14 protein-coding genes and 1 pseudogene are annotated in these 24,411 nt (G+C 71.7%); 4 read left to right on the top strand and 11 right to left on the bottom strand.

The features are described from left to right. Positions 1-3: 3 nt before the first annotated feature. The 8 genes from AB0C66_RS28625 to AB0C66_RS28590 all read right to left on the bottom strand — a co-directional run bounded on the left by AB0C66_RS28625 (position 4) and on the right by AB0C66_RS28590 (position 11,200). Positions 4-1,980, bottom strand: a complete 1,977-nt coding sequence (locus AB0C66_RS28625; RefSeq protein WP_362444683.1) for a CocE/NonD family hydrolase — start codon at positions 1,978-1,980, stop codon at positions 4-6. Then, complete coding sequence (locus AB0C66_RS28620; RefSeq protein WP_362444680.1) at positions 1,977-2,831, bottom strand: ABC transporter ATP-binding protein; 855 nt, start codon at positions 2,829-2,831, stop codon at positions 1,977-1,979. The genes AB0C66_RS28625 and AB0C66_RS28620 overlap by 4 nt, the downstream gene beginning before the upstream one ends. Beyond that, a complete protein-coding gene (locus tag AB0C66_RS28615; RefSeq protein ID WP_362444677.1) occupies positions 2,828-3,823 on the bottom strand; it encodes an ABC transporter ATP-binding protein in 996 nt (331 codons plus the stop codon). Before AB0C66_RS28615 ends, AB0C66_RS28620 begins: the two co-directional genes overlap by 4 nt. Beyond that, the gene (locus AB0C66_RS28610) at positions 3,820-4,740 is read right to left on the bottom strand and encodes an ABC transporter permease (RefSeq protein WP_362444674.1); all 921 of its coding nucleotides are present in this window, start codon (positions 4,738-4,740) and stop codon (positions 3,820-3,822) included. The genes AB0C66_RS28615 and AB0C66_RS28610 overlap by 4 nt, the downstream gene beginning before the upstream one ends. Further along, a complete protein-coding gene (locus tag AB0C66_RS28605) occupies positions 4,725-5,669 on the bottom strand; it encodes an ABC transporter permease (protein ID WP_362444671.1) in 945 nt (314 codons plus the stop codon). The genes AB0C66_RS28610 and AB0C66_RS28605 overlap by 16 nt, the downstream gene beginning before the upstream one ends. After that, positions 5,666-7,339 carry an ABC transporter substrate-binding protein gene (locus tag AB0C66_RS28600; protein ID WP_362444668.1) on the bottom strand — a complete coding sequence of 558 codons (1,674 nt, stop codon included), beginning with the start codon at positions 7,337-7,339 and terminating at the stop codon, positions 5,666-5,668. Before AB0C66_RS28600 ends, AB0C66_RS28605 begins: the two co-directional genes overlap by 4 nt. Before the next feature lie 470 nt (positions 7,340-7,809). Continuing rightward, on the bottom strand, positions 7,810-9,321 hold the full coding sequence (locus AB0C66_RS28595; protein WP_362444665.1) for an aldehyde dehydrogenase family protein: 1,512 nt from the start codon (positions 9,319-9,321) through the stop codon (positions 7,810-7,812). A gap of 286 nt (positions 9,322-9,607) precedes the next feature. Next, positions 9,608-11,200, bottom strand: a complete 1,593-nt coding sequence (locus tag AB0C66_RS28590) for an NAD(P)/FAD-dependent oxidoreductase (protein ID WP_362444662.1) — start codon at positions 11,198-11,200, stop codon at positions 9,608-9,610. A 761-nt stretch (positions 11,201-11,961) separates the two neighbouring features. Here AB0C66_RS28590 and AB0C66_RS28585 point away from each other — a divergent pair. Next, positions 11,962-12,825 carry a hypothetical protein gene (locus AB0C66_RS28585; protein WP_362444659.1) on the top strand — a complete coding sequence of 288 codons (864 nt, stop codon included), beginning with the start codon at positions 11,962-11,964 and terminating at the stop codon, positions 12,823-12,825. Between the two features lie 49 nt (positions 12,826-12,874). Here AB0C66_RS28585 and AB0C66_RS28580 read toward each other — a convergent pair whose 3' ends face one another. Both AB0C66_RS28580 and AB0C66_RS28575 read right to left on the bottom strand, forming a co-directional pair. Beyond that, positions 12,875-14,335, bottom strand: coding sequence for a carbohydrate-binding protein (locus AB0C66_RS28580; RefSeq protein WP_362444656.1), 1,461 nt, complete (start codon positions 14,333-14,335; stop codon positions 12,875-12,877). 729 nt (positions 14,336-15,064) lie between these two features. Continuing rightward, a complete protein-coding gene (locus tag AB0C66_RS28575; RefSeq protein ID WP_362444653.1) occupies positions 15,065-17,803 on the bottom strand; it encodes a LuxR C-terminal-related transcriptional regulator in 2,739 nt (912 codons plus the stop codon). Positions 17,804-18,111: 308 nt separating this feature from the next. Between AB0C66_RS28575 and AB0C66_RS28570 the strand changes: the two genes are divergently transcribed. Together AB0C66_RS28570 and AB0C66_RS28565 are read left to right on the top strand one after the other, a co-directional pair. Beyond that, positions 18,112-21,078: an AAA family ATPase gene (locus AB0C66_RS28570; protein WP_362444651.1), complete on the top strand. Its 2,967-nt coding sequence runs from the start codon at positions 18,112-18,114 to the stop codon at positions 21,076-21,078. A gap of 117 nt (positions 21,079-21,195) precedes the next feature. After that, positions 21,196-21,387, top strand: a complete 192-nt coding sequence (locus AB0C66_RS28565; protein ID WP_362444648.1) for a hypothetical protein — start codon at positions 21,196-21,198, stop codon at positions 21,385-21,387. 12 nt (positions 21,388-21,399) lie between these two features. On the opposite strand, the gene AB0C66_RS28560 is transcribed toward AB0C66_RS28565, so the two are convergent. Next, positions 21,400-22,284: an alpha/beta fold hydrolase gene (locus AB0C66_RS28560; RefSeq protein WP_362444645.1), complete on the bottom strand. Its 885-nt coding sequence runs from the start codon at positions 22,282-22,284 to the stop codon at positions 21,400-21,402. Positions 22,285-22,432: 148 nt separating this feature from the next. Here AB0C66_RS28560 and AB0C66_RS28555 point away from each other — a divergent pair. Beyond that, positions 22,433-24,405, top strand: a pseudogene (locus AB0C66_RS28555) (BTAD domain-containing putative transcriptional regulator). The last annotated feature ends 6 nt before the right edge of the window (positions 24,406-24,411 follow it).

The raw sequence follows: 24,411 nt of genomic DNA, 5'->3' as shown, positions 1-24,411 counted from the left end.
CCGTCAGGCGAGGTCGCGTGGCAGGGATCGTTTCCAGTCGCGTTCGAAGACCTGCTGGTCATCCTCGCTCGCCCGGACGGTGATGTCCACCTCGTAACGGTCGGCGTGGGTGGTCAGGGACAGCTCGGCGACGGTGGTCACCCGCGCCTCGGGCCAGCCCACCACATACGCGCAACGCGCCACCAGGGTCTGCTGGTAGGTGCGTTCGTCGACGGTGACGCGGCCGGTGTTGCGCGCCTCGCACACGGTGCCGTCGTGGGTGTTCCAGGCGTCGGCGTAGTCCACGAAACAGGTGGTGGTACGGGCCAGGACATCACGCTCGACGGTCCAGGTCACCCCCTTGCCGTCGGGCAGGGCCTCCGGCGTGACCTCGTGGAAGACCGGCGGCGGGCAGGGGCCCGGCCCCGCGACGACCGGCAGGGTGAGCCCGCTCCCGGCCCCGTCCACCGTCAGGGTCAACGGCTGTGGCGGGGCGGAGGTGTTGGGCCAGTCGGCTCCCGCGACGGAAAGCCGCAGCCGGTGTCCGGGCTCCAGGATGCACGCCATGGCGTTCAGGTCGATGTCGACCGTCTCCGCCTGCCCGGGAGTCAGCGGACGCGGGTCGGCGTCGTAGCCGTCCCGGTGTGTGAGGTTGAGCAGGGTACGGGTGATCAGGGAGGAGGTGCCGTCCGGGAACACATCGCACAGTTTGACCGACACATACGCGACGGGGACGTCGGCGCTCACCGTGAGTCGCAGCCGTGGGTGGCCGAGCAGTTCCAGGGAGCCGTCGGGCAACGGCCCTTCCCCGACGGTCCACTCCCAGGTGAGGGAGTCGGCGTCGTCGTAGCGCTGGTCGCTCGGCTGCCCCCAGGGCAGCGAACCGGCGCAGTCGATCCAGGCGGCGGTGCCGGTGGAGGGCTTGACCCGCAGCTCACGGGGGTCTTCGCCGAGGCCGAGGACGACCTCCTCGGCGCGGGCCGGCGGCCACTGCCGCTCGCTGCGCCACTCCCCCCGCAGTTGGGCGAGGTCGGGTTCGGGGCGGGTGGAGCGCCGGGTGAAGTAGCTGATCCTGGGTTCGCGTTCGACGCCGTTGTCGATCCCCCGCAGCCAGCGGTCGAACCACCGGGCCATCTCCGGCACCAGGTCGATCCAGGGGCCGGGCAGCGAGCTGTGGGTGGCCATATGGCTCCACGGTCCGATCAGCAGCCGGTACGGCGTGCCCTGGGCCTGAAGGTGGCCGATGGTCCGGAAGCTGTTGTTGCGGTATCCGTCGGCCCAGCCCTGGACGATCATGGTGGGACAGCGCACCAGACCGTAGTCGGGGCGGACCGATCCACGCCGCCAGAAGGCGCCGTGGCGCTGGTTCTCCAGCCAGCTCAGCAGCCAGGGCTCCATGGTGTCCATCCGCTTGTGCCAGGTCTCGCGCCAGTCGGGACCGGCCAGTGCGGGCACCGGCGGCAGGGCGTTCATCGCGGCCAGGTAGAGCGGATAGTCGATCAGGTCGACCATGCGCAGCGCGCCGCCCAGGTAGTGCACGTCGTCGGTGTAGCGGTCGTCCGAGCTGTAGATGGGGACGATGGCCTTGAGGGCGGCCGGGGCGCGCATGGCGGCGTGGAAGGCGTTGAAGCCGCTGTAGGAGGTGCCGAACATGCCCACCGACCCGTTGCACCAGGGCTGCTCGGCGAGCCAGGCGATGACCTCGCACAGGTCGTCGGGTTCCCCCTCGGGGTACTCGTCGTCCGCGAACCCCTCGGAGCTGCCGGTGCCGCGCAGATCCACCCGGCACACCGCGAAGCGGTACTCGTCCCGGAAGCGCAGGTACTCCGGGCGGGCTTCCACTCCGAGGTGGTCGTCCTTGCGGTACGGAAGCGCCTCCAGGAGGGCGGGCACCGCCTCGGCACCGGGTACCGGCAGATAGAGGGTGGCCGCGAGCCGTGTGCCGTCACCGAGGGGGATGGTGACGGTCTGCGTGGTGCCGGTGGCGGTGGTGGTGGTCACGCGGGGCCCTCCTTCACGCTCCGGGACGGGTACGGCTCCGGGCCGGTGGTGTCCAGCGGCGGACCGATGTGGCGCTGACGCGGTGAGATGGCCGGTACCGCGCCCAGCAGACGGCGGGTGTAGGTGTGTTCGGGGCTGCGGGTGATCTGTTCGGCGCTGCCGCGTTCCACGACGGTGCCGCGCAGCAGGACATCCACCTCGTCGCTGATCCGCCGTACGACGTCGAGGTCGTGGGTGATGAACAGATAGGCCAGCTGCCGCCGGGACTGGAGGTCCAGCAGGAGGTTGAGGATCTGGGCCTGTACGGACACGTCCAGGGCGGAGGTGGGTTCGTCGCAGATGACCAGATCGGGGTCGGTGGCCAGGGCGCGGGCGATGCACACGCGCTGCCGCTGTCCGCCGGAGAACTTGTGCGGGTAGGCGTCGGGTTCGGCGCCGTGCATGCCGACGGAGTCCAGGAGTTCGCGGACCCGCTGCTCGCCGCCGTCCCGGTACATACCGTGGGCGCGCAGCGGTTCGGCGACGATCTCGCCGATGGTCAGCCGGGGGTCCATCGACTCGTACGGGTCCTGGAAGACCATGCCGACGTTGCGCCGGAAGGCGTGGCGGGCGCGGCGGCCGCGGACCTCCTCGCCGCGGAAGCGGACGGTGCCGCTGTCGGCGCGCTCCAGGCCGACGATGATGCGGGCGAGGGTGGACTTCCCCGAGCCCGACTCACCGACGATGCTGACGGTGCGGCCGGTCTCGATGCACAGGTCGACATCGTCCAGCGCGGTGTACTGGCCATAGCGCTTGGTGATCCCGGTGGCTTCCAGCAGCGGTCCGCCGGGGGTGTTTTTCGTCGTGCTCACGGTGTCTCCTCCAGGCGGTGACAGGCCGCGAGGTGGTCATGGCCGACCGGGCGCGGTACGGGCAGCTCGATGGTGCACCGGCTGTCGGCCTGCGGGCATCTGGGGTGGAAGGGGCAGCCACCGGGCGGGCCGGCGACCGGCGGACTTCCGGAGATGGTGGTGAAGGGCTCCTTGGGCCCCGCGGTGCGGCCGCTCTGGAAACAGGTGAGCAGGGCCTGGGTGTAGGGGTGGCGAGCACGTTCGAAGAGGGTGAGCACATCGGTGTGTTCGACCAGCCGCCCTCCGTAGAGCACGGCCACGTGGTCGGCGAGTTCGGCGACCACCGACATGTCGTGGGTGATCCAGATGACGGTGAGCCCGCACTGCTGCTGGAGCCTGGAGACCAGGGCGAGGATCTCGGCCTGGACGGTGACGTCCAGAGCGGTGGTGGGTTCGTCGGCGATGAGCAGCTGGGGGCGGAACGCGAGCGCGATGGCGATGATGACCCGCTGCCGCATACCGCCGGACAGCGCGTTGGGGTAGAGGCGCGCCACCCGGTCGGGGTCGGGGATCCCCACATCGGCCAGGCCCTGCCGGGCCAGTTCGGCGGCCTCGGCCCGGCTCGCCCCGCCGCGCACCTGGTGGACCTCGGCGATCTGCTTGCCGACACGCATGACGGGGTTGAGGGCGGCCGAGGCGTCCTGGGCGAGGTAGGCGGCGGTGTGGCCGCGTGCCTCGCGCAGCGCCCTGCCGGTGAGGGCGGTCAGTTCGGTGTCGCCGACCCGTACGGAGCCGCCGCTGATCGCGGCGCCGGGTGGCAGGATGCGCCCGGCGGCGAGTGCGAGGGTGGACTTCCCGGAGCCGGACTCGCCGACGAGGGCGGTGGTGGTGCCCGCGGGCACGGTGAGGCTGACGTCCCGCAGTGCGGTGAAGTCGCCATAGTTCACGGACAGTTGGTCGATGGTGACGTCGCTGCCGAGGGTGGGTGCGGCAGGTGCCTGGGCGGTGGTCATGGTGCCTCCGATGCGGCACGGGGGTCGATGGCGGTCCGGACCAGATCCACCAGGAGGTTGGCCGTGACGACAAGGGCGGCGGCCACGATGACGGTGCCGGTGAGCAGTGGACGGTCCAGGTCGGCGAAGGCGTCGGTCTGCATCTGGCCGATCCCGGGCCAGGCGAAGATCTTCTCGACGAAGACCACACCGGACAGGAACACGGCCACGTCCATGCCGATCAGGGTGGTCACCGGGGAGGCGATGTTGCGCAGCACATGGCGGGAGACGATCCGCCTGCGGCTGAGGCCCTTGGACACCGCGGTGCGCACATATGCCGAGGACAGTGCCTCGCGCATGCTGTCGCGGACCACGTTGGCGTAGTACGGCGAGCCCATCAGCCCGAGGGCGACCGCGGGCAGGACGAGTTGGGGCAGACCGGAGCCGCCGTCGATGGGGAAGATCGGCAACTTGTATCCGAACAGCAGCAGGAGCAGGAAGCCCAGGGAGAACACCGGCATCGACAGCAGTCCGACATTGACGGTGGCCAGCAGCCAGCTGCGCTTGGGCCGCATGGCCTCCCACATGCCCCACAGACCGCCGAGGAGGAGTTCCACCACCAGGGCGGCCGCGGCCAGGGCGGCGGTGGCGGGCAGCCGCTCCAGGATGAGGGAGAGCACGGGCCGGTCGTTGGAGTAGGAGGTTCCCAGGTCGCCCTGGAGGACCGAGGAGAGGTAGTGGCCGAGCTGGGACCACCACGGGTCGTCCAGCCGCAGCTGTCCGCGGATCTCCTTGAGGACTTCGGGTGTGGCCTTGGGGCCCGCGATGCTGCGCGCCGGGTCGCCGGGGACGACGTACTGCAACACGAAGGTGAGCAGGACGACCGCCAGGACGGTGAATGCGCCCAGCAGGATGCGGACGGCTATGCGTCGAGCCATGAGCGTCGCTCCGAGAGGGGGTTGCGGCGGTTGAGTCCTTCGGCGACCAGGACGAAGGCGAGGACGGTCGCGATGACGAGGACGAGCGGGACGAACAGGGTGTGCGGCGCGTAGGTCATGCTGCTCGAACCGTCGGCGAGCATATTGCCCAGTTCGGGGGTGGGCGGCTGGATACCGGCACCGAGGTAGGACAGTCCGGCGCCGACCACCACGACGGCCGCGCCGTTGAGCGCGGCCACGTTGAGCAGGATGGTGGACAGATGCGGCAGTACGTGGCGGCGCAGCGCGGTGTGGCGGCGCACACCGTGGGCGAGGGCCGCCTCGACGAAGCCGCGGCCCCGCAGCCGTACCGTCTCACCGTGCACCAGCCGCGCCGTCCAGGCCCAGTACAGGGCGGTGACGACGATGATGATGCCGGTGGTGCCGCGGCCGACGATGCTCGCCAGGGCGAGCCCGGAGAGCACGGTGGGGACGGACAGGAACACATCGACGATGCGCATCAGCACCTGTTCGAACCAGCCGCGGTAGAAGCCGGCGACAAGTCCGACCACGGCGCCGAGGCCCACCGAGGTGAGGTTGGCGGTCAGCGCGATGATGAGGGTGGCGCGCAATCCGTAGAGCGAGCGGGCGAACAGATCACGGCCGATGGCATCGGTGCCCAGGACGTGTCCGTTCTCGCCGACTCCTGCGGGCAGCCCCTGGGAGGTGAGGCTGTCGGTGTGGATGGTGTAGGGGGATCCGGCCATCGGGGCGCAGAGCGCCAGGACGACCAGGAACCCCAGCAGACACAGTCCGGTGAGCCACAGCCGGCGCCCCGTGGCGCGCGCGGTGGCGCGGGCGGCGGGCCGTGGCTGGTCCGGCGGCTGGCCGGGCCCGGTGGGCGCCACCGGGGCGGTGGCGGTCTGCGGTGTGACGGGAACGGTGCTCATCGTTTCACCCACAGCCGGTCGTAGTAGCTGCCGGTCTCGCCGCGCATCTGGTAGTTGCGCATGCTGGGCGAGCGCGCGGCGAGGAAGTTGAGGCTGCCGATGAAGATGCCCGCGGCGTCCTCGGTGAGTTCCCGCTCGACCTCCGCGAGCAGCTTGTTGGACGTCTCGACGGTGGGTGCCTTGCGGGCCTTGGCCGTCAGGGACTCCACCCGCTTGTTGCGGTAGCTGGAGTAGTTCTGGGTGGCCGAGGCGGTGTAGCAGGTGGTCACCAGTTCCAGCGCGCTGTCCAGCACGATGTACATGTCGCTCCCGTACAGATCGCCTTCCCCCTTGGAGATGGCGAGTTCGAAGGCGGACTCGCTCATCGCGTCCAGGGTGATCTCCACCCCCACGGCGTCGAACTGCTGCTGGACGACCTGGGCCATCAGCGGCCAGGGGTCCTGGGTGCCGTGCAGGAATTTCAGCCGCAGCCGCCGTACACCGGCCTCTTTCAGGAGGGCACGCGCGCGCTCCGGGTCATGGGTGTAGGGGCGCGCGGTACGGCGGTAGCGGTCGAGGTGTTTGGGGAAGGGAGAGCCCCACGGGTCGGAGAGTCCGAACGCGACACGGCTGAGCTGTTCCCGGTCGACGGCCCAGTTGAGCGCCTGCCGGACCCGGGGGTCCCGCAGCTCGCGCCGCTTCTGGTTGGCGGAGATCCACCGGCTGCCGCGCACGGGCACGGGCTGGACGAAGCGTTCCCGCATCCCGGCATCGGCGGTGAAGCGGGCGGCCTGACTGGGCACGAGCCCTTCGCCGAGCACATCGACCTTGCCACCGCTGAGCTGGAGGGCCTGGAGCGGGTAGTCGATGCCCCAGCGGTACTCCAGGGTGTCGATCAGTGGGGTGCCACGCCAGAAGTAGTGCTCGGACGGGCGGAACACCGCGCGCTGCCGTTTGCTGTCGTAGCGGGTGATCCGGAAGGGGCCGGTGCCCACGGGGGTGCGGGAGAAGCCCGAGCCGAGACGTTCGACCTCCTCCTTGGGCAGCGCGGCCATATACGGCTGGCACAGCAGCGCCTGGAGGAGGATGTCCGGCTCGCTGAGGTGGATGCGCAGGGTGTGGTCGTCGAGCGCTTCGAGCCCGCGGACCTTCTTCGCCTTCTTCTCGTACACCTCGTTGGCGCCGTCGATGCCCAGCAGATAGCTCGACGCCCAGGAGGCCAGCTCCGGGTCCAGGACCCGGGTCCAGGACCAGATGTAGTCCCGCGCGGTCACCAGGCGCCCGTTGTGGAACCGTACGCCCCGCCGCAGCGGCACGGTGTACGTCCTGCGGTCCGCGGAGATCTTCGGCATGGCGGCCGCGGCGTGCGGCGCGGGGCCGTCGGCGGCTCCGGCGTACTGGTACAGCGGGGCGTGCAGGACCGTGGAGATGGCTTCCCAGCTGTGCAGGTCCCAGCCGATGGCCGGGTCGTAGGACTGGGCCTCGTCGGACCAGGCGGTGATGACGTGTCCACCGCGGCGGGCGCCGCTCTGGTCGCCCGGGCCGGGCGCCCAGCCGCCGACGTGGGCCAGCTGCCCGGGGCGCGGGGGCGAGCCGGGTCCGCCGCAGCCGGAGAGAAAGGCTGCCGCGGCTCCGGCGGCACCGAAGGTCAGCAGATGTCGTCGGCTCGGTATGAGTGGTGGTCCGGCCATGGGTGTCCTCTCGTGAAGCTGCCGCTTCGCAAGATGACCGGGCGGCAGGAAGGTACGGGGGCCTGACGTCGGGAGCGAAGGAACGGCGAACGGTGATTCACGTGCAGGTGCGCCGAAGCGGCGGGCGGGGTCTGTGGTGTGCGGTGGCTCGAAACCCGGGGTGAGGGTGGTCCGGGGTGGGGCCGTGTGGCGGTGTCCCCCGGGGTGCGGGGGTGGGTTCCGGGGGGTGCGCCGCCGCGATGGCGGCACACCCCGGAAGGGTCTGGGTGGCGGAGCCGGCCGGTGCCGTACGGGGTGGGGCACGGGGCCGGGGTGGCACGGACACCGTGGTGGGTCCGGCGGACACCCGGTGTCCTCGGCGGTACGCGCGGCAAGCCGTGGCGCCGGCGCCCGGGGACGGCGGGAACGTCCGGGAGTCGGGGCCGGTCAGGCTCCGCCCGGTTCATCCTCGCCTGCGCGGGGGGTCGGTGTCACCATTGGATGGTTTTCGTCTCGAGGTATTCGGCGAGTCCGTGTGCGCCCAGTTCCCGGCCGATTCCGGACTGCTTGTAGCCACCGGTCGGGGCGAGGACGTTGAACGTGCCGTTGTTGACGGTGATCAGCCCGGCCCGGATACGGCGGGCGAAGTGTTCGGCGCGGAGCGGATCGGCGCTCCACACCGCTCCGGCCAGACCGTAGATCGAGTCGTTGGCGATCCGGGCGGCCTCCTCCTCGTCCCGGTAGGCGATCAGGCACACCACCGGGCCGAAGATCTCCTCCTGCGCGATGGTCATGTCGGGGGTGACATCGGCGAACACGGTGGGCAGCACCCAGTGGCCGGTGGCCAGGCCGTCGGGCCGCCGGTCCGCGGGCGCCTCGCCACCGGTGGCCAGCCGGGCTCCCTCGGCCGTCCCCTGGGCGATATGCGCGAGCACGCTGTCGTACTGCGCGGCGGTGGCGATCGGGCCGAGGTGGTCTCCGGGCCCGGCCGGATCTCCCAGCCGCCAGCGTCCGGCCTCCTCGGTGGCGAGCGCCACCGCCTGCTCGTACACCGCCGCCGGCACCAGCACCCGGGTGCAGGCCGTACAGGTCTGGCCCGAGTTGTAGAAGGCGTCGGCGAGGGATGTGGCGATGGCACGGTCCAGGTCCTTGACGGTGGCGCCGTCCGGTTCATCGGCGAGGATCACCCGGGCCGACTTTCCGCCGAGCTCCAGGCCCACGCGTTTGACCGTCTCGGCGGCGGTGCGCGCCACGGCGCGGCCCGCTCCGGTGGAGCCGGTGAAGGAGACCGCGTCGACACCGGGGTGTGCGGCGAGTGCCGCACCGGCCACCGATCCGGCGCCGGTGAGCAGGTTGAACACACCCTTGGGCGCCCCGGCCGCCGCACACGCCCGCTCGAAGACGGTGGCGAGCAGAAAGGCGTTCAGCGGGGCTTCACAGCTCGGCTTGAGGACGACGGTGCAGCCCGCGGCGAGTGCGGCGGCCACCTTGGCCGCGATGAGGTAGAGCGGGTAGTTCCACGGTGTGATGGCGGCGACGACCCCCACCGGCTCCTGGACCACCTGGGAGGAGCCGACGCGCTCCTGCCACTGGAAGTCGGCGAGGACGGTGAGGTAGGAGTCGAAGACCTCCGCCGCGAGGCGGGTCTGCACCTCGAGGGCGTTGTCGCGCGGGGCGCCCATCTCCGCGGTGATGACCGCGGCGAACTCCGCCTCGTGTTCCCTGATACCGGTGGCCACCGCGGCGAGCAGCGCCTGCCGGGTCGAGACGCCGGAAGCCGCCCAGGCCGGGAAGGCGGCGCGGGCCGCCGCCACCGCCGCGTCCACATCGGCCTCCGTCGCCTGGGGCACCCGGCCGATGGCACGTCCGGTGGCCGGATCGCTGACCACCACATGTGCGTCGGCGGACCCCTCCAGCGGAGCCTGCCACGCACCGCCGATCCAGAACTCCCGGCGGTCCGGGTCCAGATGGCCTATCGGGGGGAAGGTGACCGGATTACCCATGGTCGTGCTCCTCGGGCGCGGACTGGGGCTTCGGTGAGAAACATGGCGCCGGCACAGAAGGAAAGCCGAGCGCTTCACTGGTTTTGAACCGTAGGACGCTACTGACTGGGGAGTCAACAGACGTCACCGAATTTACTGACTGCCGAATCAATACCGCTCCTTGTGGCGGGTCCCGGTGGCGGGACCGCTGGCGTGCGGGCCGGGCCTCGGGCGGACATCGCGCGTGGCCCGGCCGTGACCGTCCGGGGGCGAGACCCCGCGGACGGCCCCGTTGCCATGCCGCGGGTCAGCGGCCGAGCACGGCCATGGCCGCGTTGTGTCCGGGTACACCGCTGACTCCGCCGCCCCGGGCCGCTCCGGCCCCGCACAGCAGGACGTTGGCGTGTCCGGTCTCCACTCCCCAGCGGCCCGCACCGGGCTCGGCGTACGGGAAGTCGAGGTCGCCGTGGAAGATGTTGCCGCCGGGCAGCCGCAGGTCCTCCTCGAGGTCCAGTGGCGTCCTGGCCTCGACGCAGGGCCTGCCCTCGGCGTCGGTGGCCAGGCAGTCGCTGAGCGGCTCGGCGAGGTGCGCGTCGAGCTGCGCCAGCGTGGCCTTCAGCAGCGCCTGACGGGCACCCTCGTTGTCCTCGGCGAAGAGCCGGGCGGGGGCGTGCAGACCGAACAGGGTCAGGCTGTGCCAGCCCTTCTCCACCAGCCCGGGACCCAGGATCGAGGGGTCGGTGAGCGAGTGGCAGTAGATCTCCGAGGGCGGTGTGGTGGGCAGGTTCCCGGCCGCGGCCTGCTGGTACGCCTCCTCGAGCTGGGTGTAGCCCTCGGCGATATGGAAGGTGCCGGCGAACGCGGTGCGCGGGTCCACGGAGGTGTCCCGCAGCCGGGGCAGCCGGCGCAGCACCATATTGACCTTGAGCTGGGCCCCTTCGGCCGACGCGGGCGGCTCCTCGCCCAGCAGCTCGGCCAGGGCCCTGGGCGAGGCGCCCACCAGCACATGGTCCGCGTCGACCACCAGCTCGCGGTCGCCGGGCCGCCCCTCCCCGTCGACCGGGCGGAAGGTCACCTCCGCCCGTGTGCCGTCGCTGGCCACCCGCGTGGCCTCGCAGCCGGTGACCAGCTCGGCTCCGGCCGCGCGGGCGGCGTCCGCGAGCGCGTCGGTGAGCGCGCCCATACCGCCCACGGGCACATCCCAGTCGCCGGTGCCACCGCCGATCACGTGGTAGAGGAAGCAGCGGTTCTGCCGCAGCGACGGGTCATGGGCACCGGAGAAGGTGCCGATCAGGGCATCGGTGAGAACGACACCGCGCACCAGGTCGTCATGGAACCGCGACTCCACGGCCTCCCCGATGGGCCGCTCGAACAGCGCCTCCCATGCCTCGTCGTCCCCGACCCGGGCCCTGAGCTCCTCCCGGCTGGGCAGTGGCGAGGTGAGCGTGGGGAAGATCCGGCGCCCGACGCGCTCGGTCATCCGGTAGAACTCCTGCCACGCGGTGAACTCACGGTCGGAACCGGTGAGCTGCGCGAAGGCGTCACGGGTGCGGGCGGTGTCCCGGTGCACCAGCAGCCCGGTGGCCTGCCCGTCCCGGACCGTCGGGGTGTAGGACGACACCGACCGCGACCGCACCTGGAAGCTGAGCCCCAGGTCACGCACGATGTGCTGGGGCAGCAGGCTCACCAGGTAGGAGTAGCGGGACAGCCGCGCGTCCACCCCGTCGAAGGGGCGGGTCGACACCGCCGCGCCGCCGGTGTGGTCCAGGCGCTCCAGCACCAGCACACTGCGCCCGGCGCGGGCCAGGTAGGCGGCGGCGACCAGCCCGTTGTGACCACCACCGACGATGACGGCGTCGTAGCGCGTCTTTCGCGGCTTGACTTCGGGAAGAGCGGACACGGTTGCCTCCAGACGGCACAGGACTCGCTTACTGATTGAGCGTTCAGTATTGGGTTACGCGGGACGGCCACGTCAACCCCCCGTCCGCACCCCGATACCTCACCGCACACATCGACCGGCGGCGAGGTACGGACCCGTGGACGGCGCGGCGCGCATGGCGCGGAGCACGAGGGGAAGCGTTGCGGGGAGAAGGCGGACGAGCCGCGGAGCAGGGCGCGGGACATGTGCCGGGCGGGGAACATGGCGCCGCCGTGCGCACACACCGGCCCCGGCGGTGACGCACGAGGGGATGACACCGGAGGGGCGGCACACGACGTGGCCCGCACCGGTCAGGTCCATACGGGAAATGGCGGTGTCCGGCGGGGCGGCTTTCGCCATTCGCCGCCGTCGGCGCGCATACCCCTGTCCGAGGGTGCATTTCTCCGCTTGTACGGAGCTTTTCAGGAATGCGAGAGGAGAGCATCAGGGAATTACCCTAGTCATCCCCGGGGGAGCCGATCCGGAATCTTGTGACATACGCTGTGCACACTTCCGAGGCATCCGAACCTTTGTACGCACCTCCACGTCCGCCTGCGCGGAATACCCGAAAGCCACCACGCATCGGGCCGCCGCTGCCGTGTGGGATCGCATCCTGAGCCGATGTGCGCGGATTCCCCGGATGACGCCTTGGTGCCGTGATGCCTTCGGGAGAATGCCGTCACTCCCGCCGACAGGGGAGACGACGGAATTGTCAAGCTGTCAGCCACATTGAGGATGTGCGCGTGAAGACCATCGTCCGCCGTTCCGCCATGGCCGCCTCCGCCGTGTCACTCGCCCTCATGGCCTCCGCCTGTGGCGGCGAGGAGTCCACGGAACCCGAGCGATCCACCACGAACAGCACCAGCGCCAAGGAGGAACAGCAGGCCGCCGAGCCGAAGGGACCGACGGCCGCCGAACTGAAGAGCATGCTTCTGAAGCAGGGTGACGCCAAGGGCCTCGAGCTCGGCGAGAAGGACGAGGCCGCCGACGTCTACGCGCAGGACAGCTCCGCCTTCATCAAGGCCGACAAGCAGGCGTGTCTGCCACTCGCCCGCGCCTTCATGGCCCTCCCCCAGGGCAGCCCCGACGCGACCACCGGGACGGGCGGGGTGCGTGGGCTCCCGAAGAAGAAGCACTACGACAACCCGTCGGAGGGGATGGAGGCCATGGAGAAGAGCTTCGGCCTCCTGGCCAAGATCAGGATGGAGATGATCTCGCTCAGCTCCTACCACGGGCAGGGCGCCGCCCAGGCCCTCGCCGGTCTGAAGAAGGCCGGGACACAGTGCTCCCAGGGGTTCACCGCGACGCCCACCAAGTCCTTCCCCAAGCAGACCGACAAGCGGCAGGGCATGGACGGCGGATTCGGTGACGGGCCGGTGAAGTTCAGCTCGGTCTCCGCACTCCCCGCCGACTGGGGCGACGAGAGCGCCGCGTGGAACATCACGCTGCCCGAGCAGGCAGGCAGTGACATATCGGTGCCGGTCCGGGTCGCCGCCGTGCGCAAGGGCCAGGTCCTCGCCCTCTTCAGCACGACCAGCTTCAACCCGGCCCACAAGGGCCAGCTGCCCGAGAAGACCATCGCCGCGCAGCTCGCCAAGCTGAACTGACCGGCCCGGACTCGGGGTGGCCGCCGGGATCCGGCGGCCACCCGCGGTGTCAGTGGGCCACCGTGCCGAACCAGTGGAGGTCCCCGCACGCCTCGCGGGTGTCGCAGACCGCGGTGATGAACACCGTGTGTCTGCCCTGGAGGGCCTGGACCTCGGCGGTGACATCCTCCTGCTCCCCGTCCGCGGGGACGGTGATGGTGGCCCACGGCTCACTGTCCAGGCAGTCGATCCGCAGCTCCAACCGCGCTCCGCTCTCCCGGCCGTTGGACACCCGGGTGACCAGGCGGCCGTCCCCCTGCTGGCCGAAGTCCACCCGGTCGTAGCGAAGCCGGTCCCCGTCGGCCAGGGTGCGTGCGTGTCGGTAGCCGGACTTGGACTCCGCGGTCCCCTCGTGGCTGGTGTACTCGTCGGCGTTCACCCGCAGCCGCGCGGACAGCGACAGCGGGGGGCCCGTCTCCGACGAGGCCGTCACATCGGGGTTCTGGCCCCCCGGTCCACAGGCGGCAGGTTCGGACGAATCCATCCAGCGCATCGCCAGGGTGCCGGTGAGCGCCGTGGCCACCGTGACGCTCACCGCGACGAAGACCGTCGTCCGGTGGCGCGTACCGCGCAGCCATGTCACCGCCTTCCCCACCGACCCGGTGTCGCGGTGCCGACGGCGGCCCGCACCCGCGGGGCGCGGGACCGGCGCATCGCGCACCGGCCGCTGCCGGGGCGCCGTACCGGCGGTGGTCTCCTTGTTGCGCTGGTACTCCTCGGCGGGCCACCACCCCAGCAACCGTGACGGCAGATGGCGTGCCGCGCGCGCGTCGAGCCGCACCAGGTCCTCGTAGAGGGCACGGCACCGGGGGCATACGGCGAGATGCGCCGCGACCTCCGGTCCCGGGTCTCCATAGGGCAGGCCACCGCCGTCCCCGAGGACCTTGACGCACTCCTCGCCGTCGACCCGCGCCAGGTACAGCTCCATCCGCGAGCGCCGCAGACCGCGGTCGGCCGTCGCGAGGCGCGCCCGCAGCACGCGGCCCGTCAGGCCGGTGACACCGGCGACGGCCGCCAAGTCGTCCCGCTCGACCAGGGTGTGCCACAGCAGGCACTGCTCCAGCGGTGTCAGACCCTCGTACGCCACCTGCAACTGGCCGTCGTCGTGCATCGGCCACACCGAGCCACTGGCGATCCACGCCATGAACTCGGAGGAGAACGCGTGTGGATGCCTCAGGGCGTCCGCCACCGCGGCCAGCCGGGTGGACTCCAGGAGCTGCAACCGCACACATCCCGCGTGGCGGCCGCGGTCCAGCGGATGCGGCGAGGCCACCCGCTCCCCCAGTTTGGCGAAGGCCACCGACACCAGCTTCGCCGCGAGCGCCGGTGAGGTGGTGCAGGTCAGCGCGTAGGCACGGACGGATGCCTGATGGCGTTCGTACACCTCACGGAAGACCGAGGTACGGCCCTCCCGGACCGCTCGGAGCGCCGCCATATCGCCGTCCACGGACTCCCGGACCAGCGATGCCATCGACGCCCGGTTCATCGGCCGCCACCCCCGCGACCCCCCGCGGCCGGACCAAAATCGACGCCATCACCCGCTGCCGGAGCCGAGGGACATGGCGCACGCCGCTCTAACGCGCTCTCCGCCGATGAGGAGCTCAGGGCCGGGAAGCCGGACCGTCGCCGCGAGACGGTGGCGGTGAAGGCCGCGGGCGGCTGTGCGGAAGCCCGTCGTACGAGGGTGTCTTTCCTGGCCTTCCAGGCGAGCAATGGCATGGTCCAACCCCGATGGTGTAGTTCTTCGCAGTGCCCGCCTGCCACGATTTCGCCGGTGTCCGCGCGCGAGTTGGTTGGTCATTTCGCTTTCAACTTCGACGCATGGCTTCCGGCATGATGGTCAGCCGCCTCACCCGGGGGAGGCGGGTATGGACAGCGGCGGCCGAGGGAGTCAACAGCCGGTCCGATCGTGGGAGTTCTGCGGGTTGCGTGGTCGTCCGGGAACAACAACATCTTAGGCACCAGACGCCATTGTTTTCACCCACCAGCAAGAAACTTTCCTAACTTGCCAGTACGGTAACGCCGATGAAACGCACGAGCGAGAAGTGCGACCATGCAAATCATTTCGTTTTGAAACACCTGTGCGCCATCAACACCGCATTCACCCCTCGACAGCGCATGGGCATGCGGTGGCGGCCACGGCACCGTCCGTTTTCCGGACGCCTCCCCGGCCGGACCGCGCGAAGTGGCCCGCGAACGGTCATAAGCTCCGGTCCTGCACCCGGTTGCGCAACTCCCGGCGATTGCGCACCCCGAGTTTGCTGAAGATGCTCCGCAGGTGGTACTCGATCGTCTTCACACTCAACAGCAACTCCTGGGCGATCTCCCGGTTGGTGTGGCCGAGCCCCACCAGACCGGCCACTTCGCGCTCCCGCGGGGTCAGCAGGGCCTCCAGCTCGCCCAGCCCTTCCCGGGTGCCCAGCGCCGCGAGGTCGGCACGGCACGCCACCTGGAACGGGATGGCCCCCAGCGCGGTGAACGTGGCCTCCGCCGCCTGGAGATGGCGCTGGGCGTCGGCCACCCTCCCCTGCGCCGCCACACACCGCCCGTACGCCTGCTCCAGCAACCCCCGGAACAGCGGCATGTCCTGTTCCGGACGCAGGGCGTCGGCGGCCGTGGCGTACACCTCCTCGGCGGCCTTCGGATCGCCACTCGCTTCCGCCAGCCGCCCGCGCAGCCAGATGTCGGCGACGGCCAGCAGCGCGTTGTCCGGATCGGACTCCGGCGCGAGCGCGGCGATCGCCTGCCGCGCCTGCTCCAGCCGACCGCACTCGATCAGCGCCTCGATCCGGATCGGCAGCCAGCAGGCGGCGAACAGCCGCGCCCGTTCGATGTACGCGGCCTGCTGGGCCACGTTCTGCAACGCCGCCAGAACGCCGCGGAAGTCCCCCCGGGCCCGTGCTGTCACGGCCCGCGCCAGGGCGATGTGGAACTGCGGGCCCGCGTAGTCCAGGTCGCGGGAGGCCTCGGTGGCCAGCCCCACGCTCCGGGCGGCGGCGCTCTGGTCTCCCCGCGCCGCCTCGATCATGGCGCTCAGGGAGAACAGCATGGCCCGGTCGAACACCCGCCCGTGGGTGGCGACCATCGCCAGACCGCGGTCCACATCACGGGCGGCCTGGTCCCAGTAGCCGGTCAGGAAGTGGCAGATACCCAGGTACATCCGGGAGCTCATACCGAGCAGGCGCACGCCGCCGGGCCGCACCCGGGCGGTGGCGGCGGTGAGGTCGGCCTCCGCCTCGGCGAACCGGCCGGACGCCAGGCGCAGTACACCGCGCAGGGCCAGCCCCAGCAGATCGTCGTCCCGGACCCGGTCGGGGCGCTCGGGAAGGTAGTCGAACGACTCAAGGCCCGGGAGCGCTCCCTCGCGCAACGCACGCCCGTACGCCGCGAACGCCCGGGCGGAGCTGGCCACTCCGCCGGGCACCACCGTGCCGGCGTGCGGGGTGCGTACGCCATCGCCATCGGCCGCGGTGCGCTCGATCGCCTCCGGAGGGCCGCCCGGAGCCGTGGGGTCGGGGGTGTCCGGCCCGGTGGCGTCATGGGGCGCGTCATCATGGCCGTCCTCTTCACGCCCGTCCTCGCGGAAGCCGAGGGCGGCGAGGGCCGCCGTCGCGGCCCGTTCGACCTCCTCGCCTTCGCCGAGCACCGCGCACACCGTGGCCAACTCGGCGAAGAGCACGGCTGCTTGAGGATCGCGTTCGGCGGTGGCCACCGTACGGCTGGCACGCCGCAGCAGGGTCCGCGCGGCGATCAGCCGTCCGGCTGCGAACTCCAGCAGCCCCAGCGCCTCGTCCCGCAGTACCGACGGACGACGTGCGCACACCGCCTGGCCACGGCGGGACACCTCGCCGTCCGCGCCCGCCCAGAACCACAGCCGGATCGCACCGAACAGCAGGCGGTCACTGCGGTCCTCCTCCTCCGCCGCCACCAGTCCGGAGGCCCACCACAGATAACGGGCGGCCGAGTCCAGCCTGCCCTCGCGCAGCTCCAGGCCCGCGAACGTCTCCAGCTCCCCCGCCAGCGCGGGGTCCGGCGCCTGCGCCGACGCCACTTTGTGCACCAGCGCGCCGCGCCTGCTGACGGCCGCGCCCGCCGCGCGGTGCAACTCCCTCCGGCGGGTGGGCGACATGGCGCCGTAGACGGCCTCACGCTGTACCGGGTGGCGGAATCCCACCGCGGGCAGGTCCCCCTCCACCGACCACTCCACCAGCCCGGCCTGCACCGGCGCGTCCAGCGCCGCGGTGCAGTCGCGGTAGCCCAGCACCCGGCTCAGCACCGCGACGGGCACCGCGTCCCCCAGTACGGCCAGCGCCTCCAGCACCTGGCCGCTGTCCACCGGCAACCCCACGATCTGCCGGCTCACCACCTCCGCCACCCGCGAGGGCACGGCCCCCTCGCCCGACACCACGTCCAACGCCTCCCGCCACCCCAACGCCAGCAGATTCGCCACATACGACGGATGGCCACCGGTGTAGCGGTGCAGCCGCCGCACCACCTCGGTGCCCGCCCCGTCCCCGCCCGCCAGCCGCACCAGCTCGCCGACTTCGCCCACCGAGAGCCCCGACAACCCCACGCGCACCACCGGCTCCACCCCCTCGACGGCCATCCGGGTCGGACCGTCCCACGACGGTGGCCACCGCACCCCCAGCACCACCAGCACCCGGCCGCGCCCCAACCGCCGCATCATGGACGCCAGCGCCTGGAGCGAGGCGGCGTCCACCCCCTCCGCGGAGTCCACCACCAGCGCCACCGGTGACGCCCCCTGCAACTCCCCCACCCAGCCGAGCAGTCTGCGCCCCACGACGCCGGGCGCCATCACACTTCCGCCGCCCACCGGCACCACACCATTGCCCGAAGCCCCGGTGGCACCGGACACCAACTCCCCCACACAGCCGTACGGCACGCCCACACCGTCCCCGGCCCCCCGCGCCCCCAGCACCAGAAAGTCATCGAGCCCCGCGACGAAACGCCGAATCAGAGCCGATTTACCGGCACCCGGCATTCCCTGCACGACAACGAGTCCCGGCACACCCAACCGAACACCCCGTGCCACCACACCCAGTCGGCGGAGCTCCATCTCCCGGCCCACAAAACCGTCCGCCGAGCCGGAATCCGACAACCACCCAGAACCCCCCGAGATATCCGCCCTGTCGATGACGACACAACCCTTCCCGCAGCCACAAACCCACAGTGCCCGGAAAAAAATCCACGACACCCGTTAACACCACCACACCCTAAGCCACACCCATGACAAAACCACCCCAGCGCCGTACTAGGGACAATCACCGACCACACCCCACCACAACCCCGACAAACCACCCTCCGACAAAACTCCATAGCCACCTCCGACGACACCGGCAACCCCCGCCTGCCCGGCCCTCGCCGCCCCGTCACCCCGGGGCGAAGCAGAGTAGACTTGATTACACAGTGTTACCTCACCGGAGTAATGCGACCGCGGGGGTGAACATGGCGGAACACGGCACCGATTCATTCATCGGGCGTCTCGACGAATTGACCCAACTGCATCACAAGGCCCGCGCCGCAACCCATGGCAGCCCTAAAGTCGTCCTTCTTTCCGGCCCGACCGGAATCGGCAAGACGACACTGGTCAAGCATTTCACAGATAGCCTTGGGGACACCTTCAGAATCCTTAAGACAGAAGGCACCCGAGCGGAAATCGATATCCCTTTTGCGGGCGTGCTCCGACTGCTGGACGACGTCAATACCGCATACGGCAGAAATGCCGCCCACGACTATTCCGGACGGCAGCCTTCCGTGCTGGCCGTCGGAGGGGCGGTGCTCAGCGCGCTCGACACCGCACAGCACACCGCACCCGTGCTCCTCTGGCTGGACGACGCCCATGACATCGACCTCAACTCGCTCCAGACCCTGGGCTTCGCACTGCTGCGGCTGCGGGCCGACCGCGTCCTCACCGTCGTGGCCACCGAGCGCGCCGCCCGCGCCGCCCGGGACATGGGGCTGAACGGGCTGGGCGGCGCGGTACAGCACATCGTGCTCGGTGGCTTCACCGTCCCCGAGACCCGGCGTTTCCTTCAGGCGCAGAACGGCCGGGCGCCCTCCGAATCCCGGCTGCGCAACCTCGTCGGCTGGAGCCGGGGCAACCCGCTGTACCTCCAGGCCGTCCTGGGCGCACACGCCGGAGCCTTCCCCGACGACCCGGGAACGTTCCACATCCCCACCTCGCTGAGCGAGGCGGTCGGCGAGTGGGCCCGCTCGTTCCCTTCCGCCAGCCGCCGGATCCTCGACACGCTCGCCGTCCTCGACGCGCCCGCGCCCGTCCCCCTCCTCGGCCGGCTGCTCGCCTCGGACTCCGTGGTGGCCGACGCCGAGCCCCTGGTGCAGCAGCACGCCGCTCAGTGGACGCAGACCGGCGGCGTACCCCATCTCCGCCTGATGCACACCGGACAGCGGGAGGCGCTCTACGCCGCCATTCCCCAGCCGGAGAAGACACGGGCGCACCGCGCCATCGCCGAGGCGCTCGAACCGCCCGCCCGGTGGCGCCACCAGATCGCGGCCGCCCACGCCTACGACGCGCCGCTGGCCGAGGACCTGACCCACGCGGCACAGCGCGAACTGGACGCCGGACACGTATCGCTGGCCGCCGAGTACATCCTCGCCTCCGCGCAGTGCGATCCCGACGCCGCCCGGCGGCAGGACGCGCTGCTGAGGGCGGTGCGCCTGCTGGTCGTCAGCACCCAGTACCGGGCGGCGCTGCACCACTACGACCAGGTGCTGCGGGCACCGTCCGGACCCCAGCGCCAGGAGGCGCTGGGGCTGCTGAGCTTCGCCGACGGCCAGGACACCAGGGCGAGCGGCTATCTGCGCCGGGCCCAGGACGAGTTCACCGAGGCAGGGGCGCTGGCGGACGCCGCCACCGCGGCCGCCGAACTCGGTGTCGCGGAAAACTCCCTCGGGCTCGGCCGGGAGTCGCTGGCCTCGTCCGCCTTCGCACTGCGGCACGCGCGCGGCGAGGCGGTACGCGGAATGGTGCGCGCCAACCTCGCCTACGGCCACGCGCTGCTCAGCGGCCCCGCCGAGGGACTGCGCCATATGGACGGCCTCAGCGAGGATCCGGACCAGGTGGCCGTCCCCGACACCGACACACTCACCTATCGCGGCATGTTCCGCGGACTGGCCGGGGACCTCGCCGGCGCGCTGTCGGACCTGTCGGTCGCCGCCCGGCGGCGCAGTCTGGGGGTTTCGAGGATCAGCACGGTCTCGGCGCTGTTCAACAGCGCCTGGTGCCACTTCTTCCTCGGCGAGTGGCAGGAGGCGCGGCGCAACCTCTCGCTGGCCTTCGATGTCGCCCAGACCACGGGCCGTTCGGTCGATTTCTTCTCACTGCACTGCCTCAGCGCCCTGCTCTACGCCGTCACCGGCCGGGAGCCCGAGGCCCAGGCGGACCTCCAGGAGGCGCTGGAGCTGGCGGCGTCCGCGGACTACGCCGGGCCGGGATTCCATCTGGCCACCGCCCAGGCGGTGGTGGAGTTCTCCCGAGGAGAGCTCGACAAGACGGTCAGCCTGCTGGCCCGCGCCCATGAGGAACCCGCCAACCTCACCCGGTCACGGCTCTACGCCATCCGCCACCTGCCCGTTCTCGCCGTGGCCTGCGCCCGCACCGGCGACCTCGAACGGGCCCGGAGGGTGCTGGGCGAACTGGAGTCCGCCCCCTCGCACGGCGCCCTGCTCCCGGTGTCCATCCAGTGGGTGAAGGGCGCCATCGCCACCGCCGTCGGAGAGACCGTCGCCGCGGCGCGGGAGTTCGAGGCCGGACTCGCCGTGCCGGCCCACGGCGGCGACCCGGTACTGCACAAGGCCATCATCCGGCATGACCTGGGTGCCCTGCTGATGAAGGGCGGCGACGCCGAACGGGCGCGGGAGCAATTGCACCGCGCCGGGCGGACGTTCGAGAGGCTGGGGGCGAGGCCGTACGCGAGCAGCTGCCGTGCGCTGCTCGGCGAGGTCGAGAGCGCGCGGGGGCGCACGGTGTCCCGGGAGTTCTGGGGCTCGCTCACCGACCGGGAGAAGGACATCGCCGGACTGGTGGCGCGTGGCTGGACCAACCGTGAGATCGCCGCCGAGCTGTATCTCAGCACCAAGACGATCGAGTACCACCTGAGCAACATCTACGCCAAGCACAACGTCCACGACCGGCGCCACCTCCGCGATCTGCTCCAGCCCGGACGCCATTGACCCCATCACGCGCGGTCGGCACCGGACTTTGCTCGGGCGGAGCCGGGCGGGGCGGGGCCGCCGGGGCCGGGGAACAACTCCCCCACCCCCGGCGTTCCGTCCACGAGGGAGGCGACGATGACCCACGCGGAGAACGATCGGAACAAGGCCCTGGATGCCGCCGCCGAGGAGCGGCGTCGTGCGCGCTTCGGCGCGCTGCCGGAGCGGGTCCGCCCCGAGGAGATGGTGGAGGAGCGCCCGGCCGTGGCACCGGACCCGGCGAGGAACGCGTACAACGACGACGAGTGGCTGGTCCGTTACGTGGTGTAGCCACGGTGTGGTTCAGCGGGCCAGCAGATCCCTGAGCGCCTGGGTGACGTCGGCGGGTGTCTCCTCGGCCATGAAGTGACCGCCGGTGACGGTGGTGTGGCACAGCTCGGGTGCCCAGGCACGCCACCGTGCTGCCGCGTCGAAGCCGAGCGCGGCGCCCCAGTCCTGCTGGAGTACGGTCACCGGCATCCGCAAGCGGTGACCGGCGTCCCGGTCCGCCCGGTCGTGCTCGACATCGATGCCCGCGGACGCGCGGTAGTCGGCGACGATCGAGGGCACCGCCGCCCGGCACGCGTCCAGGTAGGCGGCGCGTACCTCGGCCGGGACGGCCCCGGGGTCGCTGGTCCAGCTGTCGAGGAAATGGCCGAAGAAGGCGTCCGGGCAGGCGCCGATCATCCGCTCCGGCAGCCCCGGAGGCTGCGCCATCAGATACAGGTGGAAGCCGACCGCGGCGGTTCTCCCGTGCATCACCTCCCACATGTCCAGCGTCGGCAGCACATCGAGACAGGCCAGGTGGCTGATGGCCGCCGGGTGGTCGAGCCCGGCGCGGAAGGCCACGAGCGCACCGCGGTCATGACCGGCCAGGGCGAAGCGCTCATGTCCCAGGGCGCGGGCCACCGCGACGATATCGGCGGCCATCGTCCGCTTGGCGTAGGTGGCCTCGTCGATGGCCTCCGGTTTATCGCTTGCCCCATATCCGCGCAGGTCGGGGCAGATCACGGTGTGGTCGGCCGCCAGGCCGTCGGCGATATGCCGCCACATCACATGGGTCTGGGGTAAGCCGTGCAGCAGCACGACCGCGGAGCCGGAGCCCGCGACGGCCACGTTGAGGGACACCCCGTCGGCGACGGGGACACGCCGGTAGTCGAATCCGGCGATGCCGGTGGCGGACGTCATGGTGGTGTGTTCTCTTTCCGGGAGCCGGCCAGGAGTCCCCAGCCTGCCGGGCCCGGATGAGCAGGCGATGAGCAGGCTGGCGTGGGCGAAGCCACCGGTGACCCGGAGTGTCCCGGGGTGAGGTGACGCCGGAAGGAGGTGTCCGCGGGTGCGGGTCGTCTTCGGGGTGCTGGGGCCGGTGACGGCCTGGGACGGCGCCGGACACCCGATCGCGCTGAAGGGGCCGCGGCACCGCGCCGTGCTGGCCCGGCTGATCGTGGCCCGCGGACGCGTCGTACCGGTGAGCCGCCTGGTGGAGGAGCTCTGGCCGGACCCGCCCGCGGGTGCGGTGGGCGCGGTGCGCACGTTCGTGGCCGCGCTGCGCCGCGCGCTGGAACCGCGGCGCGTGCCCCGCGCCCCGGCCAGGCTGCTGGTGACCGAGGGCCCGGGGTACGCCCTGCGCGCCGCGCCGGACACGGTCGACGCCTGGTGTTTCGAGGACGAGGTGGCCGCCGCCGCGACACTTCCGCCCGGGGACGCGCTCGCCCGGCTGGATTCCGGCTGGGGCGGTGGCGCGGACCCGCGTACGCGGAGTTCGCCGATGAGCTCTGGGCCCGAGCGGAGCGCTCACGCCGCGCCGAGCTGCGGCTGCACGCCGTCGAACGCCGGGCCGAGGCCCGGCTGGCACTGGGGCGCGCCGGGGAGGTGGTGCCGGATCTGGACGCGCACGCCGGGGAGCATCCGTGGCGTGAGGACGCGTGGCGGCTGCTGGCCCTCGCGCTGTACCGCACCGGCCGGCAGGGCGACGCGCTGGCAGTGCTGCGGCGGGCGCGGACGCTGCTGGTCGAGCAGTTGGGGGTGGATCCGGGACCGGGGCTGCGCCGTCTGGAGGCGGACATCCTCGATCACGCCGACCATCTCGAGACGGCACCCCAGGGCGCGGCGGCCGAGCGGGTGTGGGCCCGGGCCAGCGCCGCGTACGACCGCACCGTGGCCTCCGGTGCCCGGACCCGGCTGGAGTCGACGGTCGGTCTGCTGCGCCATCTCGCCGTGACCGGGGGCGGGGGCCTGGAAGCCGCCCGTGAACACCGGGTGGCGGCCATCGCGGCCGCCGAGGATCGGGGTGATCCGGAGCTGACCGCCCGTGTGATCGGCGGGTACGACGTCCCGGCGATCTGGACCCGCTCGGACGATCCGCGTCAGGCCGCGTGGGTGGTCGCGGCGGCCGAGCGCACACTGACCGCCCTGCCGTCCGACGGGCCCGCTTCCGCGCGCGCCCGGTTGCTGGCCACCATCGCCCTGGAGTCGCGGGGCACCCGGTCGGCACGTGGCCGCCGGGCGGCCGGGCAGGCGGAGCGCATCGCCCGCGCACTGGACGACCCCGCCGTGCTGGCGTTCGCCCTCAACGGCGCCTTCATACAGAGCTGTCACCGCGGGGGCCGGGCGCCCCGGCGGGACGGGATCGGCGCCGAACTGGTCGCCCTGTCCGCCCGGCACGCGCTGACCACCTTCGAGGTGCTCGGCCACCTCATCCGGCTCCAGGCGCGCTGCGCGCTCGGCGACTTCCCCGCGGCCGACGGCCACGCCCTCGCCGCCGACCGGCTGGCCGAACGCCATGAACTGCCGCTGGTCGGCGTGTTCACCCAGTGGTACCGGGCACTGCGGCTCGCCGCGACCGGCGGTGCGCCGGACGAGGAGGTCGAGTCGGCCTACCGGGCCGCGGCCGCCCGGCTGGACGGCGCGGGCATGCCCGGTGTGCAAGGCGGTCTGCTACCGCTCGCGCTGCTGTCCGTACGGCTGCGCCGGGGATCCCCCGCACCGGTCGACGAGCACATCGACTGGGGCCCCTACGCACCGTGGACCCGCCCGCTGGTGCTGCTCGCCCGGGACCGCCGCGAAGCGGCCGCCGTGGCGCTGCGCGAGGCCCCGGACCCACCGAACGACCTGCTGTTCGAGGCCCTGTGGTGTCTTCTCGGCCACGCGGCCGCCGACCTCGGCGACCACGACACGATGGCACGGGCACACCGCGAACTCTCCCCGGCAGCAGCCGAGTTGGCCGGGGCGGGCAGTGGTGTGCTGACCCTGGGGCCGGTCTCCCGCCAGCTGGACCGTCTCACCGCTGCCCTCGGACGCCCGCGGTGAACGGAC

Source organism: Streptomyces sp. NPDC048636, from assembly GCF_040650655.1.
GTDB lineage: Bacteria > Actinomycetota > Actinomycetes > Streptomycetales > Streptomycetaceae > Streptomyces.
Note: the sequence above shows the minus strand (reverse complement) of the source record. Positions and strands in the feature narration are given on the sequence as shown.